The following is a 24,833-nucleotide window of genomic DNA, read 5'->3' as shown; positions in this document are numbered from 1 at the left end:
ACCCGGACGAGGGAGCTGCAATGGGGCGTCATCACCTGTTATTGTTGAGAGTGATTATCATTATCTTGTTGTCGGCCGCAAATGCAAGCACAACCGAGTGGCATACCAGAATGGGGGGGGGAGAGCAGGCGGGTGGCATTGCACCAATGGCAATCAAGCCCATGGCCGGTAGACCATGAGCTTGATATTTCAGGACAAAATCAGCTGATTCAGCTGTCCATCACGTCGTGACGCGCATGGTGATAGGCCTCTTCATCTTTGCCGTGGCGCCAGTAGGGCACGGCGTAGACCCGGGTGCGATCCACCTCGAGTGTGCGCCGTACGTGGCGGCGCATGGGGACCACCAATCCCTCTTCCCCGCCGAACCAGAAGTAGCTCTGTTGCTCTTCCAGCGGCAGGGAGGTGAAATACTCCACCAGCGGCGCCGTCTCTTCAGGGGAGCCGACAAACCAGCGCAGGGTCACCCCGGCGGGCAGCGACAGATCCTGCACATCTTCCTGATAGGGCACCAGCAGGGCGATGTGGCCGCGGGCATCGGCGGGCATCACCTCGGCCATGGCGCTGATGGCGGGCAGGGCGGTGAGATCCCCCACCATGTAGTAGTGGCTGGCAGGCTGCAACATGGGGTCCGGACCACCTGGGCCCGAGATGGCCAGCAGGTCGCCTGGCTTGACCTCGTTGGCAAAGCGGCTGGCGGGGCCGCCATCGCCGTGCAGGGCGAAGTCGATATCCAGCTCCAGCGCCTCGCGGCGAAATGCGCGAATGGTGAAGGTACGCATGATGGGGCGCTGGCTCGGATCTTCCCAGCGCGGCCCCTGCGGGGTGGGTGTGGGCAGTACGGCATGGGCCTGGCCCGGCTGGGGCAGCATGATCTTGATATGGGCGCCGCCACAGGTGAAGGGGTAGTCAGCGAGCTCCGGGCTGGTCAGGCAGATCCGGCGCAGGTGCGGGCTCACATCCTGAATGTGCTTGACCGTGAGCAGACGGGGACGATTGACCGGGGCGGACTGGGACATGGGCATACTCCTGACTGATAATGGCGCCCATTTTTCATTAAATGAAAATTATTATCAATTGCTTTGTGTGCCAGCGGTCAGACCCTGGCCGAGGGGAAAAGGCACACAAGGGGAGAAATAAGGGAGATGTCTCATGCCCTCGAGCGGTGCGAGGGCATGAGACAAGGCGGGTCAGCTGCGATCGCTCCCTCCCAGTGCCTTGTAGATCCTGGCCATGGTGTTGAGCTGCTCCTTCTGCTGGCCGAGCAGGGCGAGCTCGGCATCCCACAACCGGTTCTGCTCATCCAGCCAGGGTTGTACTCCGGTGGCGCCAGCCTGATAGCGGGCTCTGGCCAGCCGCTCCGCCTCCTTGGCAAAGTCCAGCTGCTCAGCCAGGTAGTTCAGGCGCTGCTCGCCGTGGTGGCGGGTGGCCAGACCATCCTCCACCTCCACCAGCGCGCCATAAAGCTGCTTGCGAAACTCCGCTTCGGCTATCTGGTAATCGAGCCTGGAACCCGCGATGGCGAGCCGGGTCTTGTTGTATTCGAGGAAGGGCAGCGCCAGCGTGGCACCCAGGGTACCCACCGGGTTTTGCAGCACCTGGGTCAGGGTGTCCGAGCTGCTGCTGGCCCCGCCGGTCAGGCTCAGGGTGGGGTAGAAACCTGTGCGGATCTCGTCCCCTTTCGCCAGGGTCTTGCGCAGGCGCAGCTCGGCGGCGCGCACGTCGGGGCGCCGCGCCAGCACATCGGCCGGAATGCCGACCGCCAGCGTGGGGATGGGGGCCGTCGGCAGCGCCTTGGGTTCGAACGCCAGCGGGCCGCTGCTGCGGCCGAGCAACAGCCGTAGGGCATTGCGGGCCTGCTCCTGCTGCATCAGGAGCGAGCTGAGCTCCGCCTGCTTGCCGGCTTTTTGCTGGCTGGCCTGCACCAGGTCGAGTCGGGTCACGGCGCCGGCCCGGTACTTGGCCTGGGTCAGCTGCTCGGCACGCTCATAGTTGGCGAGCTGCTGCTGGCCGAGGGTGATGGCCGAGCCGAGATAGGCCAGTTGCCAGTACTGCTCCAGCGCCTTGCCGATCAGCATCAGGCGGGTGGCCGCCAGATCCTGGGCGGAGGCCTCGGCCTCCCAGCTCGCCTGATCCCGCACCGAGGCGAGCCGGCCCCACAGATCCACCTCGTAGCCGAGGGTCAGGGAGGGACCCATGCTGCCGCTGGCCTTGCCGCTTTTCAGGTCCTTGGTGCCATTGCCGCTGATGCCGGCATTGACCGAGGGGGTCAGGTTGGTATCGGCCAGATCGGCGCCGAGCAGGGCACTGCGCAGGCGCAGACCGGCTACCTGCATGTCCGGGTTGGCGGCCAGCACGGCCTCGATCAGCCGATCCAGCTCGGGGTCGTGGAAGCCTTGCCACCAGGGGCCGGCCTGCTGCCGGGTGAGGCCGTCGTCCGGCTGTTGCCAGTGGTCGGCCAGCGCCAGCTCTTGCCGCTGATAGCTGCTCTGCTGGCTGCAGGCGCCGAGACCGAGCGCCAGGGTGAGGCAGAGCCCCAGTTTGGATAAGTGGTACATCGTCATTCCCTCGCCAGCGCCTCGACCGGGTCGAGCCGGGCGGCATTGCGGGCGGGCAGGTAGCCAAACAGGATCCCGATGAGCGAGGAACAGCCAAACGCCATCAGGATGGAAAAGAGCGAGAAGTGCATCTGGATGCTCTCCACGAACAGGGAGAAGAGCAGACCGATGAAGAGGGAGACGCCGACCCCGAGCATGCCGCCCAGCAGGCTCACCATCACCGCCTCGATCAGAAACTGCTGCAGTATGTCCGACTGGCGGGCGCCGACCGCGATGCGGATGCCGATCTCGCGGGTACGCTCCACCACCGACACCAGCATGATGTTCATCACCCCGACACCGCCGACGATGAGGGAGATCACCGCGATGGCGGAGACCAGCAGTGTCATGGTAGCGGTGGTCTTCTCCACTGACTTGATGATGCTGTCGCTGCTGAAGGTGAAGAAGTCCTTCACCCCGTGGCGCTGGGTCAGCAGCTCGATGGCGGCCTGTTCGGCCAGCGCCGGTTGCACCCCGTCCTTGACCCGGATGGTGAGCTGGCTGAAGTGGTTCTGGGAGATGAGGCGGCTCATCACGGCGCTGTAGGGCAGCCAGACGTTCACCGACTGGCTGCTGCGGCCAAATCCGGTCTCCTCTTCCACCACGCCGATGATGCGCACCGGCAGGGTGCCGACCAGTACCACCTGGCCGACGGGATCCTGCTTGCCGAGCAGGCTCTCGATGGTCTTGCCGTCCACCACCGCCACCGCTGCCCGGTTCTGGATGTCACGCTCGTCGAACAACCGGCCGTTGGTGAGCTTCATCCCCTTGACCCGGAAGAAGTCGTTGCCGACCCCCACTATGCTGCCGCTGCTGGTCTTGTTGCGATAACGCAGCTGGCCGGGGGCGGCTATCTGGGGACTGGCCCCTTCCAGGTAGGGCTGACCGAGCAGGGCGTCGAGATCCCGCTTGTTGAGGGTCTGGATGCTGGCCGCCTTCTCGTCCCCCCAATCCTTGCCGGGGAAGATGTCGATGGTGTTGGTGCCCATGGCGTTGATCTGATCGATCACCTTGGCGCGGGCCCCCTGACCGAGCGCCACCACGCTCACCACGGCGGCGATGCCGATGATGATGCCAAGCATGGTGAGGAAGGTGCGCATGCGGTGGGCCAGCATGGCGTGCAGCGCCATGCGCGCCGCTTCCCGGTAGCGATCCCAGTCGTGGCCTACCCCTTCCTTGCCGGCAGGGGCGGCGGTCGGGGTCACGGGGACGGCCGCCGGCTTGCGGCCGCTGTCCTCCTGCACCCGGCCATCTTTCAGGGTGATGATCCGGTCGGCGTGGCTGGCCACCTCCATGTCGTGGGTCACCAGAATGATGGTGTGGCCCTGGGCGTGGAGCTCTTTGAGAATGGCCATCACCTCCTTGCCGCTCTGGCTGTCGAGGGCCCCGGTCGGTTCGTCCGCCAGGATCACCTCGCCGCCGTTGGCCAGCGCCCGGGCGATACTGACCCGCTGCTGCTGGCCGCCGGAGAGCTGGCTCGGGGTGTGATGGCTGCGATCGCTGAGCCCCAGCCGGGTGAGCAGCGCCTGGGAGCGGGCCTGGCGCTCGGCCCGCGACGTACCGGCGTAGACGGCCGGGATCTCCACGTTGGCGGCGGCATTGAGGTGCGGCAGCAGGTGGTAGCGCTGAAAGATGAAGCCGAAGTGATGGCAGCGCAGCCGGGCGAGGGAGAGGGCATCCAGGGTCGCGGTATCCTGGCCGCGGAACAGGTACTGGCCGCTGCTCGGCCGATCGAGGCAGCCCAGCAGGTTCATCAGGGTCGACTTGCCGGAGCCGGAGGCACCGACGATGGCGATCATCTCCCCCGCCTCGATGGTGAGGTCGAGCGGATGGAGCACGGTCACTTCCTGCTCCCCGCTCTGATAGCGGCGCTCGATCCCCTTGAGCTGGATCAGCGGCTCGCTCACAGCATGATCTCCACGTCATTGTTGCTGGCCGGTTTGCCCTGACCCAGGGTGACCTTCTCCTGCTCGCTCAGGCCGCTGACCACTTCGATCTTGATGTCGTCCTTCATGCCGGTCTTGATGCGGCGGGTCTCCTTCTGATCGTCCTCCTTGAGCAGGGTGACCTCGTACTCGTTCTCCCCGAGCTTCTTGCCAAGGGCGGTCTGCGGAATGGTCAGCACCTGCTTGCGCTCGCCGAGCACGATAGTGACCTGGGTGGTCATGGCGACCCGCAGGGTGTGATCCGGGTTTGGCACGTCGAATAGGGCGTAGTAGTAAACGGCGGCGTTGCTGGTGGTCGTGGTGCTGGTGGCCTGCTCGTTGATGTTGGTGGGAGCCAGCTCGACGGTGCGCAGGGTGCCGTGGTAGCGGGTATCCGGGTCTCCCATCAGGGTGAAGTAGACCGGCATGCCGGCCTTGACCCGGGTGACGTCCGCTTCCGAGATCTGCGCCTTGACCGTCATGGTCTCTAGGTTGGCGAGCTTGAGCAGGGTCGGCACCGTCTGGCTGGCGGCCAGGGTCTGGCCCTGACGGGTCACAATGCTGACGACGGTGCCATCCATGGGGGCCTGAATGCGGTTGTAGCCGAGCTCGGTCTTGGTGCGTTCCACCTTGATCTGGGCATTCTCGACCTCGGCCTGGGCGCTTTGCAGCTCGGCTTTGGTCACGGCCAGGAGGGCTTCGGCGCTCTCCAGATCGGCGCGCGAGCTCGCCTCCTGCCTGAACATCTGCTGCTGACGGCGCCAGCTCAGCTCATTCTGCTTGAGCTGGGCCTGCTTGATCTTGAGCTGGGCGCGGCGACTGGCGAGATCCGCCTCGGCGGTCTTGAGGTTGTTCTGGGCGATCAGCGGGTCGATTTCGGCCAGCAAATCCCCCTGCTTGACCTTCTGGCCCGCTTCCACCGCGAGATAGGTGACCTGGCCGGAAACCTGGGCACCAACGTCCACCTGCTCGATGGCCTGCAGTACCCCGCTGGCCAGCACGGTCTGCTCTACGTCCTGGCGAGTCACCTGGGCGGTCAGCACCGGCTCGGGCGTCTTGCTCGGCCAGATCAGCCAGCCGATGGCGAGCAAGAGGACGAGGGCGAGCAGGGCAATTTTTCTCTGCTGGGGAGTTATGTTCATGTTTCACCTGAAAGAAGCGAACGAAGGCGTGCAAGGGCAATATCCTGCAGCAAACGAGGCTTAAAAAACAGCGATGAATATGTAAGGAAACATGTAGATAGCCTTGTCATTAGGCCGGGGAATGAGGAGGGCAAGCAGGGGATGGCGGGGTAAAAAGGACCCCGAAAGGGAGCTGGCAACAGGGTGCCCACCTCGCGGGTGGGCACCCCGGTCATCAACCGACGGCTTTGAGCTGCTCGCTGTAGGGCTCGTGGCAGATCTGGATGTCGATCGGCAGCTTGTAGATGAGCAGGCGGGCCAGGGAGCCTTCCATCCAGTGGTGGCGGCTGCCGACCAGCAGCAGATCGGTCGGGTTGGCGGCCAGCCAGCGTTTCAGGTCGGGCACCACGTCATCGACCACCAGACACTGGTAATCCACCGGGTGCTGCAGGGTGGTGATGAGCTCGCTGATGATGGCCTTGGCATCCAGCGTGCCTTGGGCGCTGCGCTCCTCTTCCGACAGCGACAGGCTCTTGCGGCGCATCTTGCTGCTGTGGGTCAGGTGCAACAGGGTCAGCTCGCCCCCCATGGCTTGTGCCAATTGACTCGCTTTGGCCAGCGTCTCCTGCTCGTAATCCTTGCCTTCCAGCAACAGCACAATATTGGTTGAGGTCATAAGCAGTTCTCCCTTGGCATGGCGCGGGTCACCCGGGACAAACGGCCTGTCCCATACCACTGTGTGCCCGCTATGTGTCGCATAGCACGAACCTGGCTCTCTGTGCGGCAGGCGTCACCTCGTGTCAGTGATGCATCGCCAGGCCATGTTCGTTTACATCATCATAACAGACTGAGTTGAATGGAAAATGAAGGAAAACCGGGTTTTGGCGGGAAAATGGGGTACGAGGCGGTAAAAGTGTGAGCAAAGCATGAGTTGCCTGGCCGGGAGGCGCCGTGAATGGGCCGGTGAGGCTGGTGGTGAGGGGGCTGAAAAGAGGAGTGGGCGGCAAGCCGGCAGAGGCCGGCCCGCCGCCTGGGGTCAGATCTGCTCGCCGGAGAGATAGCGGGTCAGCCAGGGCAATCCCTCCTTCTTGCGGCTGACGGCACCAACCAGATGCGTCGGCTGCTCGGGCAGAATGCCGTTGCTGGCGAAGTAGAGCTGGCTGCCCCCCTTGGCCAGATCGGTCAGCATCAACACATAGGCATCCAGTTCGTCCTGCATCAGCCGCGCTTGCATGGCTTGTTCCAGCTCGGCCTGGCGGCTGTGCAGCTGGGCGGGATCCATCACGCAGATCTGGCTGACATAGAGCTGGTAGCCGGCGATCTGGTAGGCCTTCTCGTCGGCGGCAAGCAGCTCGGTCATGGGGGCGTCACCGAGCTGGGTGCGCCGTTCCAGCAGGGTCTGGGCAAAGGGCTCCAGCGCCAGATCGGCCAGCGGCAGCAGGGCATGGACGGCGGCGCGGTCGCGGGCCGTGGTGGTGGGCGAGGTGAGGCTGAAGGTATCGCTGATGATGGCCCCCAGCAGCAGGCGAGCCTGGGCGCGGGAGAGGGTGTCATAGCCCATCAGCTCCAGCAGCACGGTGGCGCTGCACCCGACGGCCCGGATCCAGGCATCGAGCGGGCCCCGGGTGATGAGGGTACCGATGCGATGGTGATCGATGAGGCCCTGCACGTCCGCCTCGGCCAACCCTTCGGGGCCCTGCTCCAGCTCGCTGAAATCCACCAGGAATACCTCCTTGTTGGCCACGCTGCCATGCAGCAGAGGCGGGGCGACAACGCCGGCGGTTTCCAGAATGAAGCGGGTTTCTGCGATGGGCTCGCCGAGGGCGTAGGCCTGGGCCGCTCGGCCCTGACGATTGAGCCAGTCGGCGGCAACCAGAGCGGTACAGATACTGTCGCTGTCGGGATTCTTGTGACCAAACACGTGGAGCATGGTGCCATTCCTGCGGTTGATGACGTACCTGAGGCAAGATCAGGTATGCGGGGCAAATGGGAAAACAGGGGCTGGCCCCGGCTCTGGTTTCACTCTATGCGCCGTCCCCGCTCATGGCAACCGGCGCAAGCCGCTCTGCGGCGGGTGAAACCCTGTGGTCAAAGGGGCGCACACACCTGCTGCTGAATCGTCTGGGGGCAGGGAGGCAGACCAGGGCAGCAGATTAGGGCGGGGAGGCAAACCCGGACAGGGAGACAAGCGAAAGGAGATAGCCGCGTGGCAAGCGCCGGCGGGCTCGCTAATCGCCTCAAGGTTCATGCCGCAGACGTTGAAGAGGAGATGCGGGCAAGCAAAGTGATGAGACTGTGGTTCGGGTTGGTTAGCGACAAGGATGCTCCAACCCGGTCAAGCAAGCCGTGACCATGCAAGCCGCCAGGGGGTGACCCTTCAGGATGCGGCAACGGCGGCATGGTGATGATGCTCCAGCCGCTAAGCCGCAAACCGCCGTCACCAAGGGGCTGGGTTACGCGGGGTACCCGATCCTCACCGTGGGCCCCGCGTGCAGATGGCTGACCTTTGCCTCAGCAGGCCAGCAGTTCGCGGGCGTTGGCCAGGGTATTGTCGGTGATCTGATCCCCCCCCAGCAGGCGGGCCAGCTCGTTGAGACGGGCCCCTTGATCCAGCGCCTGCATCTGGGTTTCCGTGGTTTTGCCGTCGGTGTGCTTGCTGACCACCATGTGCTGATGGCCCTTGCCTGCCACCTGCGGCAGGTGGGTGACCACCATCACCTGGGTGGATTCACCCAGCTGGCGCAGCAGGCGCCCCACCACGGCGGCGGTCGGGCCACTGATCCCCACGTCCACCTCGTCGAAGATCAGGGTGGGGGTGGAGACCTTGCGGGCGCTGATGACCACGATGGCCAGGCTGATGCGCGACAGTTCACCGCCGGAGGCCACCTTGCCGAGCGGCTGGATGGGCTGGCCCGGGTTGGTGGTGACCATGAACTCCACCCGATCGATGCCAAGGGGCGAGAGACTGCTCTGGGCATCGGGGCGTACCTCGATGGCAAAGCGGCCATCCGGCATCGCCAGCTCGTGCATGCTGGCACTCACCTTGGCGCCGAGCTCCTCGGCGTAGCGCTGGCGACTCTGGCTCAGGGCCTCGGCGGCCTGCACAAAGGCCAGGCGGGCCTCGGCCAGCTCGTCTTCCATCCCCTCCAGCCGCTCCTCGTCGGAGTTGAGGCGCGCCAGATCGGCGGCCAGCTCCTGATGGTGCAGGGCCAGCTCGGCCGGTTTGACGTGGTGCTTGCGGGCGAGATTGATGGCCTTGGAGAGGCGGGCTTCCAGCTCGTTGAAACGCTCGGGGTCCAGCTCCAGCCGATCCAGATAATTGCGCAGCTCGCTGTGGCTCTCCTGCACTCCGATCAGCGCCTCGTTGAGCATGCCGAGCACGTCGCCAAGCCGGCTATCCATGGCGACCAGGCTCTCGGCCCGATCGACGACGGTCTGCAGCAGGCCGGCGATGGTGGTCTCCTCGTTGTCATAGAGCAGGTCGAGACAGGCGCCGCACTCCTGCATCAGCTCGGTGCCGTTGGCCAGCCGCTGATGCTCCTCTTCAATCTCTTCAAACTCCCCGGGCTGCAGGGCGAACTCGTCCAGCTCCTGCACCTGATATTCGATGAGCTGGCGACGGGCCTCCCGCTGCTGCTGCTCGGCCTTGAGCCGGTTGAGTTCATTCTGCAGCTGGCGCCACTGCTGGTAGTGGCGACGCACCTCATCGAGCAGCAGATGGTGGCCGGCGTAGCCATCGAGCAGGGCGAGCTGGTAGTCGGGTTTGAGCAACATCTGGTGGGCATGCTGGCCATGGACGTTGACCAGCAGCTGGCCCAGGTTCTTGAGCTGGGTGAGGGGGACGGGCACGCCGTTGATGTAGCTGCGTGAGCGCCCCTCGGCGGAGATGACCCGCCGCACGATACACTCCCCTTCGTTTTCCAGCTCGTTGGTGGCGAGCCAGGCGCGGGCGGCCGGGTTGCCGTCCAGCAGGAAGCGGGCGCTGACCTCGCTCTTGTCGCTGTCCGGTCGCACCATGCCGGCCTCGGCCCGTTCCCCCAGGCACAGGCCCAGGGCGTCGATGGCGATGGATTTACCGGCCCCGGTCTCACCCGTGATGCAGGTCATGCCTGGTTGCAGATCGAGTTCGAGAAACTTGACGATGGCGAAGTTGTTGACGGTCAGCTGGGTCAGCATGGTCTCATCCTGTATGGGCCAACATTACTGTGTATGTATCCAGTATATACTGGTTTTCCATACAGTAAAGAGTCGACCTGCAACAGGATGCGCAGGAACGTCAAGCGTGGGTCAGAACAGCTTGCTGCCCCAGCCGAGCTTGTTGCGCAGCACGTGGAAGTAGCTGTAGTCGAGCGGATGCACCAGATGCAGCTTGTGGCTGCTCTTCTTGATGAGGATCTCGTCCCCCGGGTGGACTGCCAGGGTCACCTGGCCGTCGCAGCTCACCTGCATGGCGTCGTCTTGATTGTCCGGTGAGACCAGCAGCCGCACTTCGCTGTCGGCGTCCAGCACGATGGGGCGGCTGCTCAGAGTGTGCGGGAACATGGGCACCAGCGTGATGGCATTGAGCTTGGGGGTGAGGATGGCCCCCCCCGCCGACAGGGAGTAGGCGGTGGAGCCGGTGGGGGTGGCCACTATGATGCCGTCCGAGCGCTGGCTGTACATGAAGCTGCCATCGATATAGACCTCGAACTCGATCATGTGGGCAATCTTGCCCGGGTGCAGCACCGCCTCGTTGACCGCCAGGTTGTTGGACTTGCGCTCGCCGTGGCGATAGACCGCCGCCTCCAGCAGGAAGCGGTGCTCGCTCTTGTAGTGGCCGCACAGCACCTGCTCCAGCGGCAGCAGGTAATCCTGCGGCGAGAGATCGGTGAGAAAACCGAGGTTGCCCCGGTTCACCCCGATCACCGCCACGTCGAAGCGCGACAGCACCCGCGCGGCCCCCAGCATGTTGCCGTCACCGCCGACCACGATGGCGAGATCGGCCTGCTGGCCCAGCTGCACCAGGTCCATCACGTTCTCGTCCATGATGCCGAGGGCATGGGCCACCCGGCTCTCCACCAGGACCCGAAAACCTCGGGTGGTCAGGTATTGATGCAGGCCGGTCAGGGTCTGGTTGGCCCCTTCGTGGTGGGGTTTGCCAATCAGGGCGATGGTTTTGAACGGAGAATCCATAGTCTGTCGGGTCTGGGATGAGTATTGGGGGGAGTATACCGTGCTTTGGGGGGGATTTGTCTGCCACCGGCTGGTCCGGCCGCAGCGGATGCCGGGAAAAAGCCCCAAATTGCCCGCTACCGCACGCTCTTGGCGATAATGGCGCCCTTTTCCCCTTGAAAGCCGGGGATCCATCCCCATAATAGCGCCAACATAGTCGGCCCATTGCCGTCCGGTCGCTCAACCGGGTGGTCGGGCCCTCAATAAGTAACCCCGGAATTGGAGATGTCATGAACCACGAAGAACAAAAGGTTGAAGCGATGGAGCAAGTGGAAGCCCAGCCAGTCGAGCCGACCGATGTAGACAGTGAAGTGACAGCCGAGCAGGCCCGCATTGCCGAGCTTGAGGCACAACTGGATGCCGCCCAGCAAGCCTCCCTCGAGGAGCGCGAGCGTGCCATTCGTGCCGTCGCCGAGATGGAAAACCTGCGTCGCCGTGCGGCCCAGGACGTGGAGAAGGCCCACAAGTTCGCGCTGGAGAAATTCGCCGCCGAGCTCTTGCCGGTACTGGACAACCTGGAGCGTGCCATCGAGCTGGCCGACAAGGAAAACGAGGCGCTCAAGCCGATGATCGAAGGGGTGGAGCTGACCCTGAAATCCATGCAGAGCTCGGTCGGCAAGTTCGGCCTCAATCCGCTGGACCCGCTCAATCAGCCGTTCGACCCCAATGCCCATCAGGCGATGAGCATGATCGAAAACGCCGAGCTTGCCCCCAACACCGTCATTGCGGTGATGCAGAAGGGTTACGAGCTCAACGGCCGCGTCATTCGTCCGGCCATGGTGATGGTTTCCAAGGCCCCGGCCTGAGCCCCATCGCTGTGCTGAGCCCGCCGCTCGGCGGGCTTTTTATTGGCAAGTGCCCCGGACGTGTGGTCGCCGGGGGCACGGATAGCCGGTCTTCATCCTGCCAATGGCAATGAATGAAGGCAGGTTTTTTCAGGGCGGGGCTTGAAGCGGCGGCTTGCGACCCCATATAGGATGCAAGGCCACGGCGGCACAAAAAATTTGATGCCGGGAGCTTGAAAGCCAGATTGGCAGCCCCCACCTAGCCGTTAACGCATTAAGGCGAGCCCCTCGCCAGTTTATTCAAAGTATTTGGAGATTCGTCAAATGGGTAAAATCATCGGTATTGACCTGGGTACTACCAACTCCTGCGTCGCTATTCTGGATGGCGACCATGCTCGCGTGATCGAGAACGCGGAAGGCGACCGTACTACTCCGTCCATCATTGCCTATGCCGATGACGGCGAAATCCTGGTTGGTCAGCCGGCCAAGCGCCAAGCCATCACCAACCCGAAGAACACGCTGTTCGCCATCAAGCGTCTGATCGGCCGTCGTTTCGAAGATGACGAAGTACAGCGCGATCTGGAGATCATGCCGTACGCCATCGCCAAGGCCGACAACGGTGACGCCTGGGTAGAAGTCAAAGGCAAGAAAATGGCACCGCCGCAGATCTCTGCCGAAGTGCTGAAGAAAATGAAGAAGACCGCCGAAGATTATCTGGGCGAGCCGGTGACCGAAGCCGTCATCACAGTGCCGGCCTACTTCAACGATGCCCAGCGTCAGGCTACCAAGGATGCCGGTCGTATCGCCGGTCTGGATGTAAAACGCATCATCAACGAACCGACTGCCGCGGCTTTCGCCTACGGCGTCAACAAGGTCAAGGGCGAGCGCAAGGTTGCCGTCTATGACCTGGGTGGCGGTACTTTCGATATCTCCATCATCGAGATCGACGAAGTCGAAGGCGAGACCACCTTCGAAGTACTGGCGACCAACGGTAACACCCACTTGGGTGGCGAAGACTTCGACAACCGCGTCATCAACTACCTGGTTGAAGAGTTTAAGCGCGAGCAGGGTATCGACCTGCGCAAGGATCAGCTGGCTCTGCAACGTCTGAAAGACGCGGCTGAAAAAGCCAAGATCGAGCTCTCTTCCGCCCAGCAGACCGACGTCAACCTGCCGTACATCACTGCAGATGCCACCGGTCCGAAGCACATGAACATCAAGGTGACCCGCGCCAAGCTGGAATCCCTGGTGGAAGACATGGTGAAAGACTCCCTGGAGCCGGTCCGTGTCGCTCTGAAAGACTCCGGTCTGGCCGTTGGCGAGATCGACGACGTCATCCTGGTAGGCGGTCAGACCCGCATGCCGATGGTGCAGAAGGCCGTTGCCGACTTCTTCGGCAAAGAGCCGCGCAAAGACGTCAACCCGGACGAAGCCGTGGCCATGGGTGCTGCCATTCAGGGTGCCGTACTGTCCGGTGACAAGACCGACGTACTGCTGCTGGACGTGACCCCGCTCTCCCTGGGTATCGAAACCATGGGCAGCGTGATGACTGCGTTGATCGAGAAGAACACCACCATTCCGACCAAGAAGTCCCAGGTGTTCTCCACTGCCGAAGACAACCAGTCTGCCGTGACCATTCACGTGCTGCAGGGTGAGCGCAAGCGCGCCAGCGACAACAAGTCTCTGGGCCAGTTCAACCTGGAAGGCATCCGTCCGGCACCGCGTGGTCTGCCGCAGATCGAAGTGACCTTCGACATCGACGCCAACGGCATCCTGCACGTCTCCGCCAAAGACAAGGAGACCAACAAGGAGCAGAAGATCACCATCCAGGCCTCCTCTGGTCTGTCTGATGACGAGATCGAACGCATGGTACGCGAAGCCGAAGCCAACGCGGCCGAGGACAAGAAGTTCGAAGAGCTGGTGCAGACCCGCAACCAGGCTGATGGTCTGGTCCACTCTGTCCGCAAGCAGATCACCGAAGCCGGTGAAGCCCTGCCTGCCGACGACAAGACCAAGATCGAAGCCGCGCTGAGCGAGCTGGAAAGCGCCATCAAGGGTGACGACAAGGCTGCCATCGAAGCCAAACAGCAGGCACTGCTGGAAGCGTCCCAGAAGCTGATGGAAATTGCCCAGCAGCAGGCTCAGGCGCAAGGTGCCGCCGGTGCTGATGCCGGTCAGTCCTCTTCTTCCGCCAAGGCTGACGACGACGTGGTCGACGCCGAGTTCGAAGAAGTGAAAGACGACAAGAAGTAAGCCCGACCCAGATGGGCGAAGCAGGCTTCGCCCATCGGCTCAGAATCTGTTCACGGTCTGTCGCGAGAGGCCGTCAGCAAGGTAAAGAGCAGCGCAAGAACCGGAGTGTATGTGAATACATGAGGATTCTGAGCAGCACATGAGCCTTGATCACGGCTTCGTAGTAAGAGTGTGAGCAGATTCGTCAATGAATTTACGGGCGTTGGGTGACCAACGCCCGTCTGCGTAACTGCTGATATAGCAACAGGATAAGTATGTCGAAGCGCGATTTCTACGAAGTGCTCGGGGTATCCAAGGATGCCGACGAACGCGAGATCAAGAAGGCGTACAAGCGTCTGGCCATGAAGTATCACCCTGACCGCAACCAGGGCGATGCCGGGGCCGAAGAGAAGTTCAAAGAGGTCAAGGAAGCCTACGAGATCCTGACCGATGCCAATCTGCGTGCCCGCTATGACCAGTACGGTCACGCTGGCGTGGATCAGAGCCAGGGTGGCGGTGGCCACGGCGGCTTTGGCGGCGGCGCCGATTTCGGCGACATCTTCGGCGACGTGTTTGGCGATATTTTTGGTGGCAGCCGTGGCGGCGGCCGTCGTGGCCCTGCCCGTGGCTCCGACCTGCGCTACACCATGGAGCTGACGCTGGAAGAGGCGGTACGCGGGGTCTCCAAGGAGATCAAGGTGCCGACCCTGGTCCACTGTGAAGTCTGTAACGGCTCCGGTGCCCACACCGGCAGCTCGGCCCAGACCTGCCCGACCTGCCACGGCTCCGGCCAGGTGCAGATGCGTCAGGGCTTCTTCGCGGTGCAGCAGGCCTGTCCTCACTGTCACGGTCGCGGCAAGATCATCAAGGATCCGTGCCGCAAGTGCCATGGCGAGGGTCGCTACCAGAAAACCAAGACCCTGTCGGTCAAGATCCCGGCTGGCGTCGACACCGGCGATCGGATCCGTCTCTCCGGCGAAGGGGAAGCGGGGGAAGCCGGCGCACCGGCGGGCGATCTGTACGTACAGGTGCACGTCAAGGAGCACGAAATCTTCGTGCGTGACGGCAACAACCTCTACTGCGAAGTGCCCATCAGCTTTACCGCGGCAGCCCTGGGTGGCGAGATCGAAGTGCCGACCCTGGATGGCCGGGTCAAGCTCAAGGTCACTCCGGAGACCCAGACCGGCAAGATGTTCCGCATGCGGGGCAAGGGCGTGAAGTCCGTGCGCTCCGGCCAGGTGGGGGATCTGATGTGCAAGGTGGTGGTGGAGACCCCGGTCAAGCTGACCGAGTCCCAGAAAGAGCTGCTGCGCCAGCTGGACGAGTCCTTCAGCGGCGCCGCCGCCAAGACCCACAAGCCGAAATCGGAAGGCTTCTTCGAAGGGGTGAAACGCTTCTTCGACGATCTGACCAGCTGATTTTCGCGACCCAGATATAAAGAGCCGGCCCTGTGCCGGCTCTTTTTTTGCCCCTGTTTTAGCAAGATCCCCGCTTATTGAGTGGATCCCGATGAGGGATCTTCCTCACAACTTCCGCCAATTCCTGCTGTACGAATGTTATCCCGCTCACATTGCAGCTGAAACGGTTTAGCTGGTGTATTGAGTTAGCTAAATTGGTTTAGCTATGCTTTCGTCGTCGATAACAACAGGCCCGACCGGGCAACAGATGACAGGTGAGGACGATGACGATGTGCAAGAACAAGTTGGCGCTGGCGGTAGCGCTGGGATTGGGGATGAGCAGCCCGCTGTGGGCGGCGGATGGCAGTATCGAGGCCCGTCTGGCGGCGCTGGAGGCGCGGGTGCAGGCAGCCGAGGCGCGAGCCACCGCCGCGGAAGCGCGGGCCGATGAGGCCCAGAGCAAGGCAAACGAAGCCCGCGAAACGGCCGTGGTGGCCAAGGCCCAGAGCGAGAAGGTGGACAAGCAGACCGCCGGGGCCCAGGGCTTCGAGTTCCACGGTTATGCCCGCTCGGGCCTCTTGGTCAACGGCAATGGCAACGGGGGCCGCGGCGGCCCCTACGTCACCCCGGCCGGCTCGGTAGGCGGCGCCGTGGGTCGCCTTGGTAACGAGGATGACACCTACATGGAGGCCAACCTGCTGAAGACCCAGACCTTCGCCGATGGTAGCTGGGCCCGCTACAAGCTGATGCTGGCGGACGGGGTGGAGACCAGCAACGACTGGACCGCCAGCGATTCGAGCCTCAACACCCGTCAGGTGTTTGCCGAGATCGGCAATCTGGCGAGCTTCGACGGCCCCTTCAAGAATGCGGTGCTGTGGGCGGGCAAGCGCTTTGACCGGGACAACTTCGACATCCACTGGCTCGACTCGGACGTGGTGTTCCTGGCCGGTACCGGCGGCGGCGTCTACGACGTGCAGCTGGCCGACAGCTGGAAGGCCAACTTCTCTCTCTACGGGCGCGATTACGGCGACATCAGCGCCAGCGGTCTCTCGGACATAGAGAGCCATATCCTCACCATAAACAACCGCTTTGGCAACTGGCAGTGGATGCTGAATGGCCTCTCCGCCAAGGATAACGAGACCCGCATCAACGACGGCGGCGCCGGCAGCGAAGCGGCGAACAAGGGGGCGCACACCCTGCTGGCCTACCACGGCGACAGCTTCTTTGGCATCAACCCCGGCTTCTCCAAGGCGGCCGTGCTGTATGGCCATGGTCTGGGTGCCGAGCTCAAGGGGCTGGGCTCCGACAGCGAGCTGTTGCCGGATGCCGATGCGGTGCGGGTCGCCGTGTTTGGTGCCACCGATCTTGCCCCGCGCTGGCGTATCGCCCCGGCCCTGCTGGCCGAGCAGAGCAAGGATCGCTACGTGAAGGGGGACGAATACCGCTGGGTGACCCTCAATGGCCGGCTGGCCCAGGTGCTGAGCCAGAACGTCGAGCTGGTCTACGAGGCCACCTGGCAGTACATGGACCTGGATCCCAAGGGCTACAAGGGCCGCCAGGCGGTGAGCGGCGATTTCACCAAGCTCACCTTCGCCCCCACCTTCAAGGCGCAGACCGCCGGTTTCTTCGAGCGGCCCGAGCTGCGGGTATTCGCCACCTGGATGGACTGGTCTTCCGAGCTCGACCACTACGCCAGCAACGATGCCATGGGCCAGAGCAACTTCACCGCCGGCGGCGAGTGGAACTTTGGCGTGCAGATGGAAACCTGGTTCTAGTTCGTTATCCCGATCACAAAAATGGCAGCCGGTGCCGGGATCTATTGGTTGGCTAAAACGGTTTAGCTGATAATGTCAGCCAACAGAACAGAGTCCGGGTTTGGCAGTCGATCCGATGCAGCAGTGGAGTAGCAAGGTGACGAATCGTGTGTGGGTAATGGGGGATGCGGTAGTGGACTTGATCCCGGAAGGGGAGAGGCACTACCTCCAGTGTCCGGGTGGCGCACCCGCCAATGTGGCAGTTGGCGTGGCACGGCTTGGTGGCGATGCGGCCTTTATCGGCCGGGTCGGCGGCGATCCGTTCGGCCGCTTCCTGGCCAAGACCCTGAGCGGGGAGGGGGTGGATATCGCTGCGCTGCGGCTCGATCCTGACCATCGCACCTCTACCGTGCTGGTGGCACTGGATGAAGAGGGGGAGCGCAGCTTCACCTTCATGGTGCGCCCCAGCGCCGACCAGTTCCTCACCCCGAATGAGTTGCCCCGCTTCGACGTCGGTCAGTGGCTGCTTACCTGCTCCATTGCGCTTGCCAACGAACCGGTGCGCGGCAGTTGCCTGCAGGCTATGGCTGCCATCAAGGCGGCCGGGGGACGGGTCTGCTTCGACCCCAACCTGAGGCCCGAGGTATGGGGCAACCCGGCCGAGATGCTGCCGCTGGTGCGCGAAGCCATCGCGCAGGCGGACGTGGTCAAACTGTCGGTGGAGGAGCTGCAACTGCTGAGCGGTCTGGATGATCTGGCGGCGGGGCTCGCCACCATGGCGGGGCCGGCGCTGGTGCTGGTGACCCGGGGGGCGGCCGGTGTGGTGGCCCGTTTGGATGGCGAGTTGCTGGAGTGGGTGGGGCCCAAAGTGACGCCCATCGACACCACGGGGGCGGGGGATGCCTTCGTCGCCGGTCTGCTGGCGGCCCTGGCCGGGCGTTCGTCGCTGCCGACGCTGGCCGAGCTGCCTGCCATCCTGGTACAGGCCCACGGCTGCGGGGCGCTCGCCACCACCGCCAAGGGGGCGATGACGGCGCTGCCGACTCGTACCGAACTGGATGAATTTTTGCGATCAGGCACAAGCGGCTGTTGATCCGCGGCTAGAAGCCCGGCTCGACAGCCCCTACTCTCATGTGACAAGGGCCCGCCAGCGCGGCGGATCATAAGAGGAAAAATATGAATATCAGTGCGATAGCCAAGGATCTGGTGCCCCTGCTCGGGGGCAGGGAGAACATCGTCAGCGCCGCTCACTGCGCCACCCGGCTGCGGCTGGTGCTGGCGGACGACAGCAAGGTGAACAAGGCCGCCATCGACAAGCTGGAGGGGGTCAAGGGGTGCTTCAGCAACGCGGGCCAGATCCAGGTGATCTTCGGCACCGGCCTGGTCAACAAGGTCTATGCGGAGTTCGTGGCGCTGACCGGCACCGGCACCGCCAGCAAGGCGGAGCTGACCGACATGGCGACGGCCAAGCTCAACGTGGCTCAGCGGCTGGCACGGACCCTCTCCAACATCTTCGTGCCGATCATTCCGGCCATCGTCGCCTCGGGTCTGCTGATGGGGCTGCTCGGCATGGTGCGCACCTACGGCTGGGTCAATGCCGACAGCGCCCTGTTCGTCATGCTCGACATGTTCAGCTCGGCAGCCTTCATCATTTTGCCGATCCTGATCGGCTTTACGGCGGCGCGGGAGTTTGGCGGCAATCCGTACCTCGGGGCGACCCTCGGCGGCATCCTCACCCACCCGGCGCTGACTAACGCCTGGGGGGTGGCCGGTGGCTTCAAGACCATGGACTTCTTCGGGCTGGACGTGGCCATGATCGGCTATCAGGGCACCGTCTTCCCGGTGCTGTTGGCGGTCTGGTTCATGTCGCACCTGGAGAAACAGCTGAGAAGGCGCATCCCCGACACGCTGGATCTGATCCTCACGCCGTTTTTGACCGTCATCATCACCGGCTTCGTGGCGCTGCTCTTCATCGGCCCTGCCGGGCGGGTGCTGGGGGATGGTATCTCGTTCGGCCTGAGCGCCCTCTATGAGCAGGCGGGTTGGTTGGCGGGGCTGGTGTTTGGCGGCACTTACTCGCTTATCGTCATCACCGGCATCCACCACAGCTTCCACGCCATCGAGGCAGGGCTGCTGGCCAATCCGCAGATCGGCGTCAACTTCCTGCTGCCCATCTGGGCCATGGCCAACGTGGCTCAGGGGGGAGCTTGCCTTGCGGTCTACTTCAAGACCCGGGATGTGAAGATCAAGGCCATCACGGTGCCGGCGGCCATGTCCTGCCTGCTCGGCATCACCGAGGCGGCGATCTTCGGCGTCAACCTGCGCTACATCAAACCCTTCCTGGCCGGCCTGTTTGGCGGGGCTTGCGGCGGCGCCTACGTGGTGGCGGCCAAGGTGGGTATGACGGCGGTGGGGCTGACCGGTATTCCAGGCATGGCCATCGTCCAGCCCATGAGCCTCATCCACTACATCGTCGGGTTGGTGATCGCCTTTGGCGCCGCCTTCGCCGCCTCCTACCTGCTCAAGTACAAGGTGGAGTGATGAAGGACGTCGCATTGCTCAACCAGATTGTCCGGTCGCTGCTGGCCGGACAGCTCAAGGCGGCGGCCGATCCCCATCGGCCCCGCTGGCATCTGGCAGCCCCGGTGGGGCTGCTTAACGATCCCAACGGCTTTATCGAGCACGACGGGCGCTACCACCTCTTCTACCAGTGGAACCCGCTGGGCTGCGAGCACCGCAACAAGGGCTGGGGCCATGTCACCTCCACCGATCTGCTGCACTGGCAGCACGAACCGGTGGCGCTGCTGCCCACCGAGACCTATGAGAGCCACGGCTGCTACTCGGGCTCGGCGGTGAGCGACGAGCAGGGGCGCCTGACCCTCATCTATACCGGCAACGTCAAATACCCGGACGGCAGCCGCACCGCCTACCAGTGTCTGGCCCGTGCCGACGGTGAGGGGGGCTTTGCCAAGCTGGGCCCCGTGCTGGACCTGCCCGCAGGCTACAGCGGCCATGTGCGCGACCCCAAGGTGTGGCACGACGGCGGGCAGTGGCTGATGGTGCTGGGGGCTCGCACCCTGGATGACAAGGGCGAAGTGCTGCTCTATCGCGGCGACACGCTGGATGCCTGGACGCTGGTGGGCCCCATCGCCGGTAGCGGGCGCGGGGGGCTGGGGGACTTTGGTTATATGTGGGAGTGTCCGGACCTCTTCCCCCTGGCAGATCGTCATGTGCTGATCAGCTGCCCGCAGGGGATTGCCCCCCGGGGAGAGGACTATCGCAACCTCTACCAGTGCGGCTGGCTGGCGGGCAGTTTCGATGGCATGCACTTCGTGCACGGGGCTTTCCACGAGCTGGACAGTGGCTTCGAGTTCTATGCCCCCCAGACCACCCAGGACAGCCAGGGGCGGCGCCTCTTGTTTGGCTGGCTGGGACTGCCGGAAGAGAACGAGATGAGCCAGCCCACCATTCCCTATGGCTGGCTGCACCAGATGAGCTGCCCGCGGGAGCTGTTCTGGCAAGGCGACTGGCTCTGCCAGCGGCCGGTGGCGGAGCTGGCGGCACTGAAGGGGGAGCAGACCCGCTTCGAGGGGACGCTCGGCGAATTTCCGGGGCTGGCCATCGACTCGGCCTGGCTCGATCTGGCGCTGTGCGGCGAGGGGAGCCTCTGGTTTGGCGCCGTGGCCGAGCTGTGCTGGCAGCCAGGGCGCCTGGTGCTGCGCCGTCTGAATTGGCAGAGCGGGGCGTGGGAGGAGCGATGCTGCCCCTGGCAGGGCGGCGGCATCACCGTCTTGTGCGATCGATCCAGTCTCGAGTGTTTCGTCGATGGCGGCCGCCATACCCTGTCGGCGCGCTACTTCCCGGGACCGGGGCCGCAACTTGCGCCGGGCAAACCGGTCGCGGGCGGCAAAATTTGCCTCGATCACTGGCCGCTGGCGGCCTGCCTAGTACAATAGCCCGGTATCAGTTTGCCGGGAGGCCAGGTGGAGAAGAAGAAACGGATCACGATTGCCCAGATAGCCGAGTTGGCGGGGGTGTCCAAGGCGACCGCCAGTCTGGTGCTCAACGGCAAGAGTGCGGAGTACCGCATCGCCGATGACACCCGCAAGCGGATCCAGGTGGTGGCGGACGAGTGCCACTACCAGCCGAGCTTTCATGCCCGCGCCTTGCGCGAGACCCGCAGTTACACCTGGGGGCTGGTGATCCCCGACCTCACCAACTTCGGCTTTGCCAGCATCGCCCGCGCCCTCGAGGCGCACTGCCGGGAGGCGGGGATCCAGCTGCTCATCGCCTGCTCCGAGGATGATCCCACCCTGGAGCAGCGGGTGGTGGACAACCTCATCAGCCGCCAGGTGGACGGTCTCATCGTCGCCTCCAGCGGCCACAGCGACGATATCTATGCCCGCATTCACGACCGCTTGCCGGTGGTGCAGCTCGACCGTCACATCGGCGAGTCACGCCTGCCCATGGTGATCTCCGATGCTTGCAAGGCCACCGCCGAGCTGGTGCAGGAGATGGCCGGCCAGTGCGGCGAGGAGATTTACTACTTCGGCGGCCTGCTGGATCTCTCCCCCAGCCGTCACCGGCTGGCAGGCTATGAGCTGGGGCTGCACCGCGCCGGGCTGGAGGCGGACCCTACCCGGGTGCGCCACCGCGACTACCAGCCAAGCTCGGGCTATCAGTTGATGGCCGAGCTGGTGGCCGAGCTCGGCGCGCCCCCCAAGGGGCTCTTCACTGCCTCCTTCACCCTGCTGGAGGGGGTGCTGCGCTACCTCAACGAGGCGGGGCTGATGGAGACGGGCATGCGGCTGTGTACCTTCGATGATCACGACCTGCTCGACTGCATCCCCATGCACATCGACTCGGTGGCTCAGGATTGTCCGGCCCTGGCTCGGGCGACCTTCGAGCTGATGCAAAAGCTTATCGCGGGCAACCCGCCGCCCCAGACCGCCCAGGTGATCAATCCGCGCATTCGCTGGCGCAGTCAGCGGGCTGCCCGGGTCGCCTGAGTTCCCCGCATCCTGAAAAGCAAAAGCCCCGCCGGCAGTGGCGGGGCTTTTGCGTTTTCAATGGCGGAGTCTGGTGTCAGTCGGTGGTACTGGCGCGCCAGAACACCTGCTTGATGTGGGGGTGGATGCCGAGCTTCACCATCAGGGCGTCGAGCTCGTCGCCATCGATGGAGGTGGCCAGCAGCACCGCGGAAATTTCCAGATCCCGCTCGCCGAAGGGCTCGATGTCGAGCTCGCTCAACGGGTAGTTGGCCTGCTCCAGCATCTCTTCCAGCCAGTGCAGCACCTCCTTCTGGTGCTCGCGCTGGGTGAGGGCGGTCACCCGGTAGGTCACCTCGGTGTCGGTGTTGTCCACCGGACGGCGGTTGATCTGGTTGACCAGCGGGCGCAGCAGGGTGTTGGCGGCCAGCACGAACAGGGCGCCGAGGATCGCCTCCATGGCCAGCCCGGCCCCGCTGGCGGCGCCAACCGCCGCCACGCCCCACAGGGTGGCTGCGGTGTTGATGCCGCGGATGTTGCCGGATTCACGCATGATGACGCCGGCGCCGAGAAAGCCGATACCGGAGACGATGTAGGCCACCACGTGCACCACACCATAGGTGCCGCCGTGCAGGTCATAGATGCGCTGGGCCAGGTTGACGAACAGGGCCGCGCCCACCGCCACCAGCACGTTGGTGCGCAGGCCCGCGGTGCGCTGGCGATACTGGCGCTCCAGCCCCACCAGGCTGCCCAGCACGAAGGCCAGCAGCAGGCTGGCCAGGGTGTCGAGCAGAGAGATCATGTCGAATTGCTGCCACATTCTCATGGCGTACTCCTTCTGTTGCAGATGGCCTTTCTGAAGGCGGGCGAGGGGACGGTACCCCCGCCAACGGCCCCGTGCGTGCAGGCCATGAATTGACGAGAAACACGCACGAGGCGCCCGGCCCGTCCATCCAGGATGGCGGGCAGGGCGGTGAAACGGATTGAAAGGGGCCAGCATGGCTGGCCCCGGATATCAGTCGTGCACGATCAATTGAGCACGAGTTCGGGGTCGCGGCGGGGATGCAGCTCCCAGCGAACCGGGTGATGGACCCCCACCTGATGCACGAACTGCACCAGATAGCGACGCTGGGGCGGGGTGCAGTGCAGGTTGAGCACCAGCTCCCGCCCGCCGCTGCGACCGGGTCGCAGGGACTGCAGGGGTTGCAGGCCCGCCGGTTGCAGGGTGTGGTTCACCAGATCCAGCACCTGCTCCATGTCGGCCCGATCCTCGCAACGGATCTGCAGCCGGTAGTGGTGCTGGCGCGGTTTACCACGCAGCCAGAGCGGCAGCAAGCCGCGGCCCAGCCTGCTCAGCAGGGGGTGAGTCCGGTTGGATACGGACAGAGTTGAAATAAAACGCATAGCAGCCTCCTTGTGGGAAGCAGAAACTATGCAGGCAAGGTGTCATGGCAAAGCCAGGTCACCTGACGTCAAGTGTAAAAAAGAGAAGAGGGGAGTGGATTTCCGCTTCTCGCAGGGCTGCGAGCATGCGGCAGAGGAAGACCTGCGGCTAGCTCGCGACCCGGGTACCGACGACGAGGGTCGGTCTACAACTGTCACTTGATGAGTTGCCCACTGATGGTCTCCGCTGTTGATTGACGGCCTGATGGTACTCATCCAGAGCGGTGAGGTAAAGCCTCATCACCCTTTCAGCAACATTTAGATACAAGTTTGTCAATAATCGGGGCCGGCTGGCTACCGCCAGGACGATGAAAGGGCGGTGAGCACCCTCACCGCCCTCGTTCCACCTTCTGCTCTCCCCCATCGTCACTCGTCACGCTATTTCATCCCCAGCCGCTTGAGGAGCATCGCGGCCGGACAGAAACCGGTGAAGGCGCTCTGGATCAGGTTGACCCCGACAAAGACGCTCAGCCAGACAAACCCCGGGTGTACCCAGGTGGTGAGCAGCAGCGAGAGCAGCAACATGCAGCCCGCGACGACTCTGACTCCGTTATCTACCGTCATGACCTTCTCCTAGTTAATTTAGGTATTGCTAATTTAGTGTCACTTTATACAATAGAACCAAATATCAGCAATTGCTAATTTACTGCCATGAGCCAATTCGACGAGATGAACAGACACGCGACAGCCGCCGCCTCCCTGCTCAAGGCGCTGGCTCATCCTGAGCGGCTGCTGGTGCTCTGCCAGCTGGTGGAGGGGGAAAAGGGGGTTGGGGAATTGCTGGCTCACAGTCAGCTCGGCCAGTCGGCCTTCTCCCAGCAACTGTCGGTATTGAAGCGCCAGGGCCTTATCCGCTCGCGCAAGGTCTCCCAGCAGATCTACTACTCGCTGGTGAGCGAGGCGGCCGTCGATGTGCTGGCGGCGCTGCAAACCCATTTTTGTCACTCAGAAAATAAGGAATCTCGATGATGGAAAGCCAATGGCTGCTCTCTCTGGGCGGCGGCATGCTGGTGGGGCTCGCGGCCCTCATTCTGATGCTGTTCAACGGCCGGGTGGCCGGGATCAGCGGCATTCTGGCCGGTGCGCTGCAACACAGGGCACCCTGGCGACTGCTCTTCTTGCTGGGACTGGGGGCGGGGGCCTGGCTGGCGCTGAGCCTGGGGTGGGCCAGCATGCCCGCATTCAGCACCCTGCCAGGTTGGCCACTGGTGCTGCTGGCCGGGCTGCTGGTCGGCATCGGCACCCGCCTTGGCAATGGCTGCACCAGCGGCCACGGCATCTGCGGCATGGGGCGGCTCTCCCTGCGCTCCATCGTCGCCACTCTCACCTTTATGGCGGCCGGCTTCATCACCGTCTTTCTCACCCACCACGTTTTATAACAGG

General features: G+C 63.7%; 21 protein-coding genes. 10 read left to right on the top strand and 11 right to left on the bottom strand.

Features of this window, described 5'->3' with window-relative positions; translation table 11 throughout:
• Positions 1–209 precede the first annotated feature (209 nt).
• From AHA_RS15130 to nadK, 8 genes are all read right to left on the bottom strand, one after another.
• The gene (locus AHA_RS15130; protein ID WP_011706790.1) at positions 210–1,016 is read right to left on the bottom strand and encodes a siderophore-interacting protein; all 807 of its coding nucleotides are present in this window, start codon (positions 1,014–1,016) and stop codon (positions 210–212) included.
• A gap of 171 nt (positions 1,017–1,187) precedes the next feature.
• On the bottom strand, positions 1,188–2,561 hold the full coding sequence (locus AHA_RS15125) for an efflux transporter outer membrane subunit (protein WP_011706789.1): 1,374 nt from the start codon (positions 2,559–2,561) through the stop codon (positions 1,188–1,190).
• Positions 2,558–4,501: a MacB family efflux pump subunit gene (locus tag AHA_RS15120; protein ID WP_011706788.1), complete on the bottom strand. Its 1,944-nt coding sequence runs from the start codon at positions 4,499–4,501 to the stop codon at positions 2,558–2,560. The genes AHA_RS15125 and AHA_RS15120 overlap by 4 nt, the downstream gene beginning before the upstream one ends.
• Entirely contained in the window at positions 4,498–5,661 is a 1,164-nt protein-coding gene (gene macA / locus AHA_RS15115) for a macrolide transporter subunit MacA (RefSeq protein ID WP_011706787.1), read from the bottom strand. Before macA ends, AHA_RS15120 begins: the two co-directional genes overlap by 4 nt.
• Before the next feature lie 214 nt (positions 5,662–5,875).
• A complete protein-coding gene (locus AHA_RS15110) occupies positions 5,876–6,316 on the bottom strand; it encodes a universal stress protein (RefSeq protein ID WP_011706786.1) in 441 nt (146 codons plus the stop codon).
• Positions 6,317–6,676: 360 nt separating this feature from the next.
• Positions 6,677–7,570 carry a DHHA2 domain-containing protein gene (locus AHA_RS15105; protein WP_011706785.1) on the bottom strand — a complete coding sequence of 298 codons (894 nt, stop codon included), beginning with the start codon at positions 7,568–7,570 and terminating at the stop codon, positions 6,677–6,679.
• Positions 7,571–8,151: 581 nt separating this feature from the next.
• Positions 8,152–9,816, bottom strand: coding sequence for a DNA repair protein RecN (gene recN / locus AHA_RS15100; RefSeq protein ID WP_011706784.1), 1,665 nt, complete (start codon positions 9,814–9,816; stop codon positions 8,152–8,154).
• A 111-nt stretch (positions 9,817–9,927) separates the two neighbouring features.
• Entirely contained in the window at positions 9,928–10,812 is an 885-nt protein-coding gene (gene nadK, locus AHA_RS15095; protein WP_005303013.1) for an NAD(+) kinase, read from the bottom strand.
• Positions 10,813–11,081: 269 nt separating this feature from the next.
• Between nadK and grpE the strand changes: the two genes are divergently transcribed.
• From grpE to AHA_RS15055, 8 genes are all read left to right on the top strand, one after another.
• Entirely contained in the window at positions 11,082–11,657 is a 576-nt protein-coding gene (gene grpE, locus AHA_RS15090; protein WP_011706782.1) for a nucleotide exchange factor GrpE, read from the top strand.
• Positions 11,658–11,960: 303 nt separating this feature from the next.
• Complete coding sequence (gene dnaK / locus AHA_RS15085) at positions 11,961–13,889, top strand: molecular chaperone DnaK (protein WP_011706781.1); 1,929 nt, start codon at positions 11,961–11,963, stop codon at positions 13,887–13,889.
• 254 nt (positions 13,890–14,143) lie between these two features.
• Complete coding sequence (gene dnaJ, locus AHA_RS15080; RefSeq protein ID WP_011706780.1) at positions 14,144–15,286, top strand: molecular chaperone DnaJ; 1,143 nt, start codon at positions 14,144–14,146, stop codon at positions 15,284–15,286.
• Positions 15,287–15,549: 263 nt separating this feature from the next.
• Positions 15,550–17,040 (top strand): carbohydrate porin, encoded by a 1,491-nt coding sequence (locus AHA_RS15075; protein WP_011706779.1) that lies wholly within the window; start codon positions 15,550–15,552, stop codon positions 17,038–17,040.
• 115 nt (positions 17,041–17,155) lie between these two features.
• The gene (locus tag AHA_RS15070; RefSeq protein ID WP_011706778.1) at positions 17,156–18,112 is read left to right on the top strand and encodes an aminoimidazole riboside kinase; all 957 of its coding nucleotides are present in this window, start codon (positions 17,156–17,158) and stop codon (positions 18,110–18,112) included.
• Between the two features lie 83 nt (positions 18,113–18,195).
• Positions 18,196–19,560 (top strand): sucrose-specific PTS transporter subunit IIBC, encoded by a 1,365-nt coding sequence (locus AHA_RS15065; protein WP_011706777.1) that lies wholly within the window; start codon positions 18,196–18,198, stop codon positions 19,558–19,560.
• Positions 19,560–20,975, top strand: a complete 1,416-nt coding sequence (locus tag AHA_RS15060; protein WP_011706776.1) for a glycoside hydrolase family 32 protein — start codon at positions 19,560–19,562, stop codon at positions 20,973–20,975. The genes AHA_RS15065 and AHA_RS15060 overlap by 1 nt, the downstream gene beginning before the upstream one ends.
• Positions 20,976–21,002: 27 nt before the next feature.
• Complete coding sequence (locus tag AHA_RS15055) at positions 21,003–22,028, top strand: substrate-binding domain-containing protein (protein ID WP_011706775.1); 1,026 nt, start codon at positions 21,003–21,005, stop codon at positions 22,026–22,028.
• Between the two features lie 76 nt (positions 22,029–22,104).
• Here the strand turns inward: AHA_RS15055 and AHA_RS15050 are convergent, their stop codons facing one another.
• The 3 genes from AHA_RS15050 to AHA_RS15040 all read right to left on the bottom strand — a co-directional run bounded on the left by AHA_RS15050 (position 22,105) and on the right by AHA_RS15040 (position 24,014).
• The gene (locus AHA_RS15050) at positions 22,105–22,833 is read right to left on the bottom strand and encodes an MgtC/SapB family protein (RefSeq protein ID WP_011706774.1); all 729 of its coding nucleotides are present in this window, start codon (positions 22,831–22,833) and stop codon (positions 22,105–22,107) included.
• Between the two features lie 203 nt (positions 22,834–23,036).
• The gene (locus tag AHA_RS15045) at positions 23,037–23,411 is read right to left on the bottom strand and encodes a hypothetical protein (protein ID WP_011706773.1); all 375 of its coding nucleotides are present in this window, start codon (positions 23,409–23,411) and stop codon (positions 23,037–23,039) included.
• A 417-nt stretch (positions 23,412–23,828) separates the two neighbouring features.
• Entirely contained in the window at positions 23,829–24,014 is a 186-nt protein-coding gene (locus AHA_RS15040; protein WP_011706772.1) for a YgaP family membrane protein, read from the bottom strand.
• Between the two features lie 87 nt (positions 24,015–24,101).
• On the opposite strand from AHA_RS15040, the gene AHA_RS15035 reads away from it, so the two are divergent.
• Complete coding sequence (locus tag AHA_RS15035) at positions 24,102–24,419, top strand: ArsR/SmtB family transcription factor (protein WP_011706771.1); 318 nt, start codon at positions 24,102–24,104, stop codon at positions 24,417–24,419.
• Positions 24,416–24,829, top strand: a complete 414-nt coding sequence (locus AHA_RS15030; RefSeq protein ID WP_162517969.1) for a YeeE/YedE family protein — start codon at positions 24,416–24,418, stop codon at positions 24,827–24,829. The genes AHA_RS15035 and AHA_RS15030 overlap by 4 nt, the downstream gene beginning before the upstream one ends.
• Positions 24,830–24,833 lie beyond the last annotated feature (4 nt).

This window comes from Aeromonas hydrophila subsp. hydrophila ATCC 7966, from assembly GCF_000014805.1.
Taxonomy (GTDB): Bacteria; Pseudomonadota; Gammaproteobacteria; order Enterobacterales; family Aeromonadaceae; genus Aeromonas; species Aeromonas hydrophila.
The sequence above is the reverse complement of the archived record's forward strand: the minus strand, read 5'-3'. Positions and strand labels throughout refer to the sequence as shown.

Bases quoted from the DNA above. Each gene is read 5' to 3' on its own strand.
- AHA_RS15130 (WP_011706790.1), bottom strand. From the start codon at position 1,016: ATGTCCCAGTCCGCCCCGGTCAATCGTCCCCGTCTGCTCACGGTCAAG.
- AHA_RS15125 (WP_011706789.1), bottom strand. From the start codon at position 2,561: ATGACGATGTACCACTTATCCAAACTGGGGCTCTGCCTCACCCTGGCG.
- macA (WP_011706787.1), bottom strand. From the start codon at position 5,661: ATGAACATAACTCCCCAGCAGAGAAAAATTGCCCTGCTCGCCCTCGTC.
- AHA_RS15110 (WP_011706786.1), bottom strand. From the start codon at position 6,316: ATGACCTCAACCAATATTGTGCTGTTGCTGGAAGGCAAGGATTACGAG.
- AHA_RS15105 (WP_011706785.1), bottom strand. From the start codon at position 7,570: ATGCTCCACGTGTTTGGTCACAAGAATCCCGACAGCGACAGTATCTGT.
- recN (WP_011706784.1), bottom strand. From the start codon at position 9,816: ATGCTGACCCAGCTGACCGTCAACAACTTCGCCATCGTCAAGTTTCTC.
- nadK (WP_005303013.1), bottom strand. From the start codon at position 10,812: ATGGATTCTCCGTTCAAAACCATCGCCCTGATTGGCAAACCCCACCAC.
- grpE (WP_011706782.1), top strand. From the start codon at position 11,082: ATGAACCACGAAGAACAAAAGGTTGAAGCGATGGAGCAAGTGGAAGCC.
- dnaK (WP_011706781.1), top strand. From the start codon at position 11,961: ATGGGTAAAATCATCGGTATTGACCTGGGTACTACCAACTCCTGCGTC.
- dnaJ (WP_011706780.1), top strand. From the start codon at position 14,144: ATGTCGAAGCGCGATTTCTACGAAGTGCTCGGGGTATCCAAGGATGCC.
- AHA_RS15075 (WP_011706779.1), top strand. From the start codon at position 15,550: ATGACGATGTGCAAGAACAAGTTGGCGCTGGCGGTAGCGCTGGGATTG.
- AHA_RS15070 (WP_011706778.1), top strand. From the start codon at position 17,156: ATGCAGCAGTGGAGTAGCAAGGTGACGAATCGTGTGTGGGTAATGGGG.
- AHA_RS15065 (WP_011706777.1), top strand. From the start codon at position 18,196: ATGAATATCAGTGCGATAGCCAAGGATCTGGTGCCCCTGCTCGGGGGC.
- AHA_RS15060 (WP_011706776.1), top strand. From the start codon at position 19,560: ATGAAGGACGTCGCATTGCTCAACCAGATTGTCCGGTCGCTGCTGGCC.
- AHA_RS15050 (WP_011706774.1), bottom strand. From the start codon at position 22,833: ATGAGAATGTGGCAGCAATTCGACATGATCTCTCTGCTCGACACCCTG.
- AHA_RS15045 (WP_011706773.1), bottom strand. From the start codon at position 23,411: ATGCGTTTTATTTCAACTCTGTCCGTATCCAACCGGACTCACCCCCTG.
- AHA_RS15040 (WP_011706772.1), bottom strand. From the start codon at position 24,014: ATGACGGTAGATAACGGAGTCAGAGTCGTCGCGGGCTGCATGTTGCTG.
- AHA_RS15035 (WP_011706771.1), top strand. From the start codon at position 24,102: ATGAGCCAATTCGACGAGATGAACAGACACGCGACAGCCGCCGCCTCC.
- AHA_RS15030 (WP_162517969.1), top strand. From the start codon at position 24,416: ATGATGGAAAGCCAATGGCTGCTCTCTCTGGGCGGCGGCATGCTGGTG.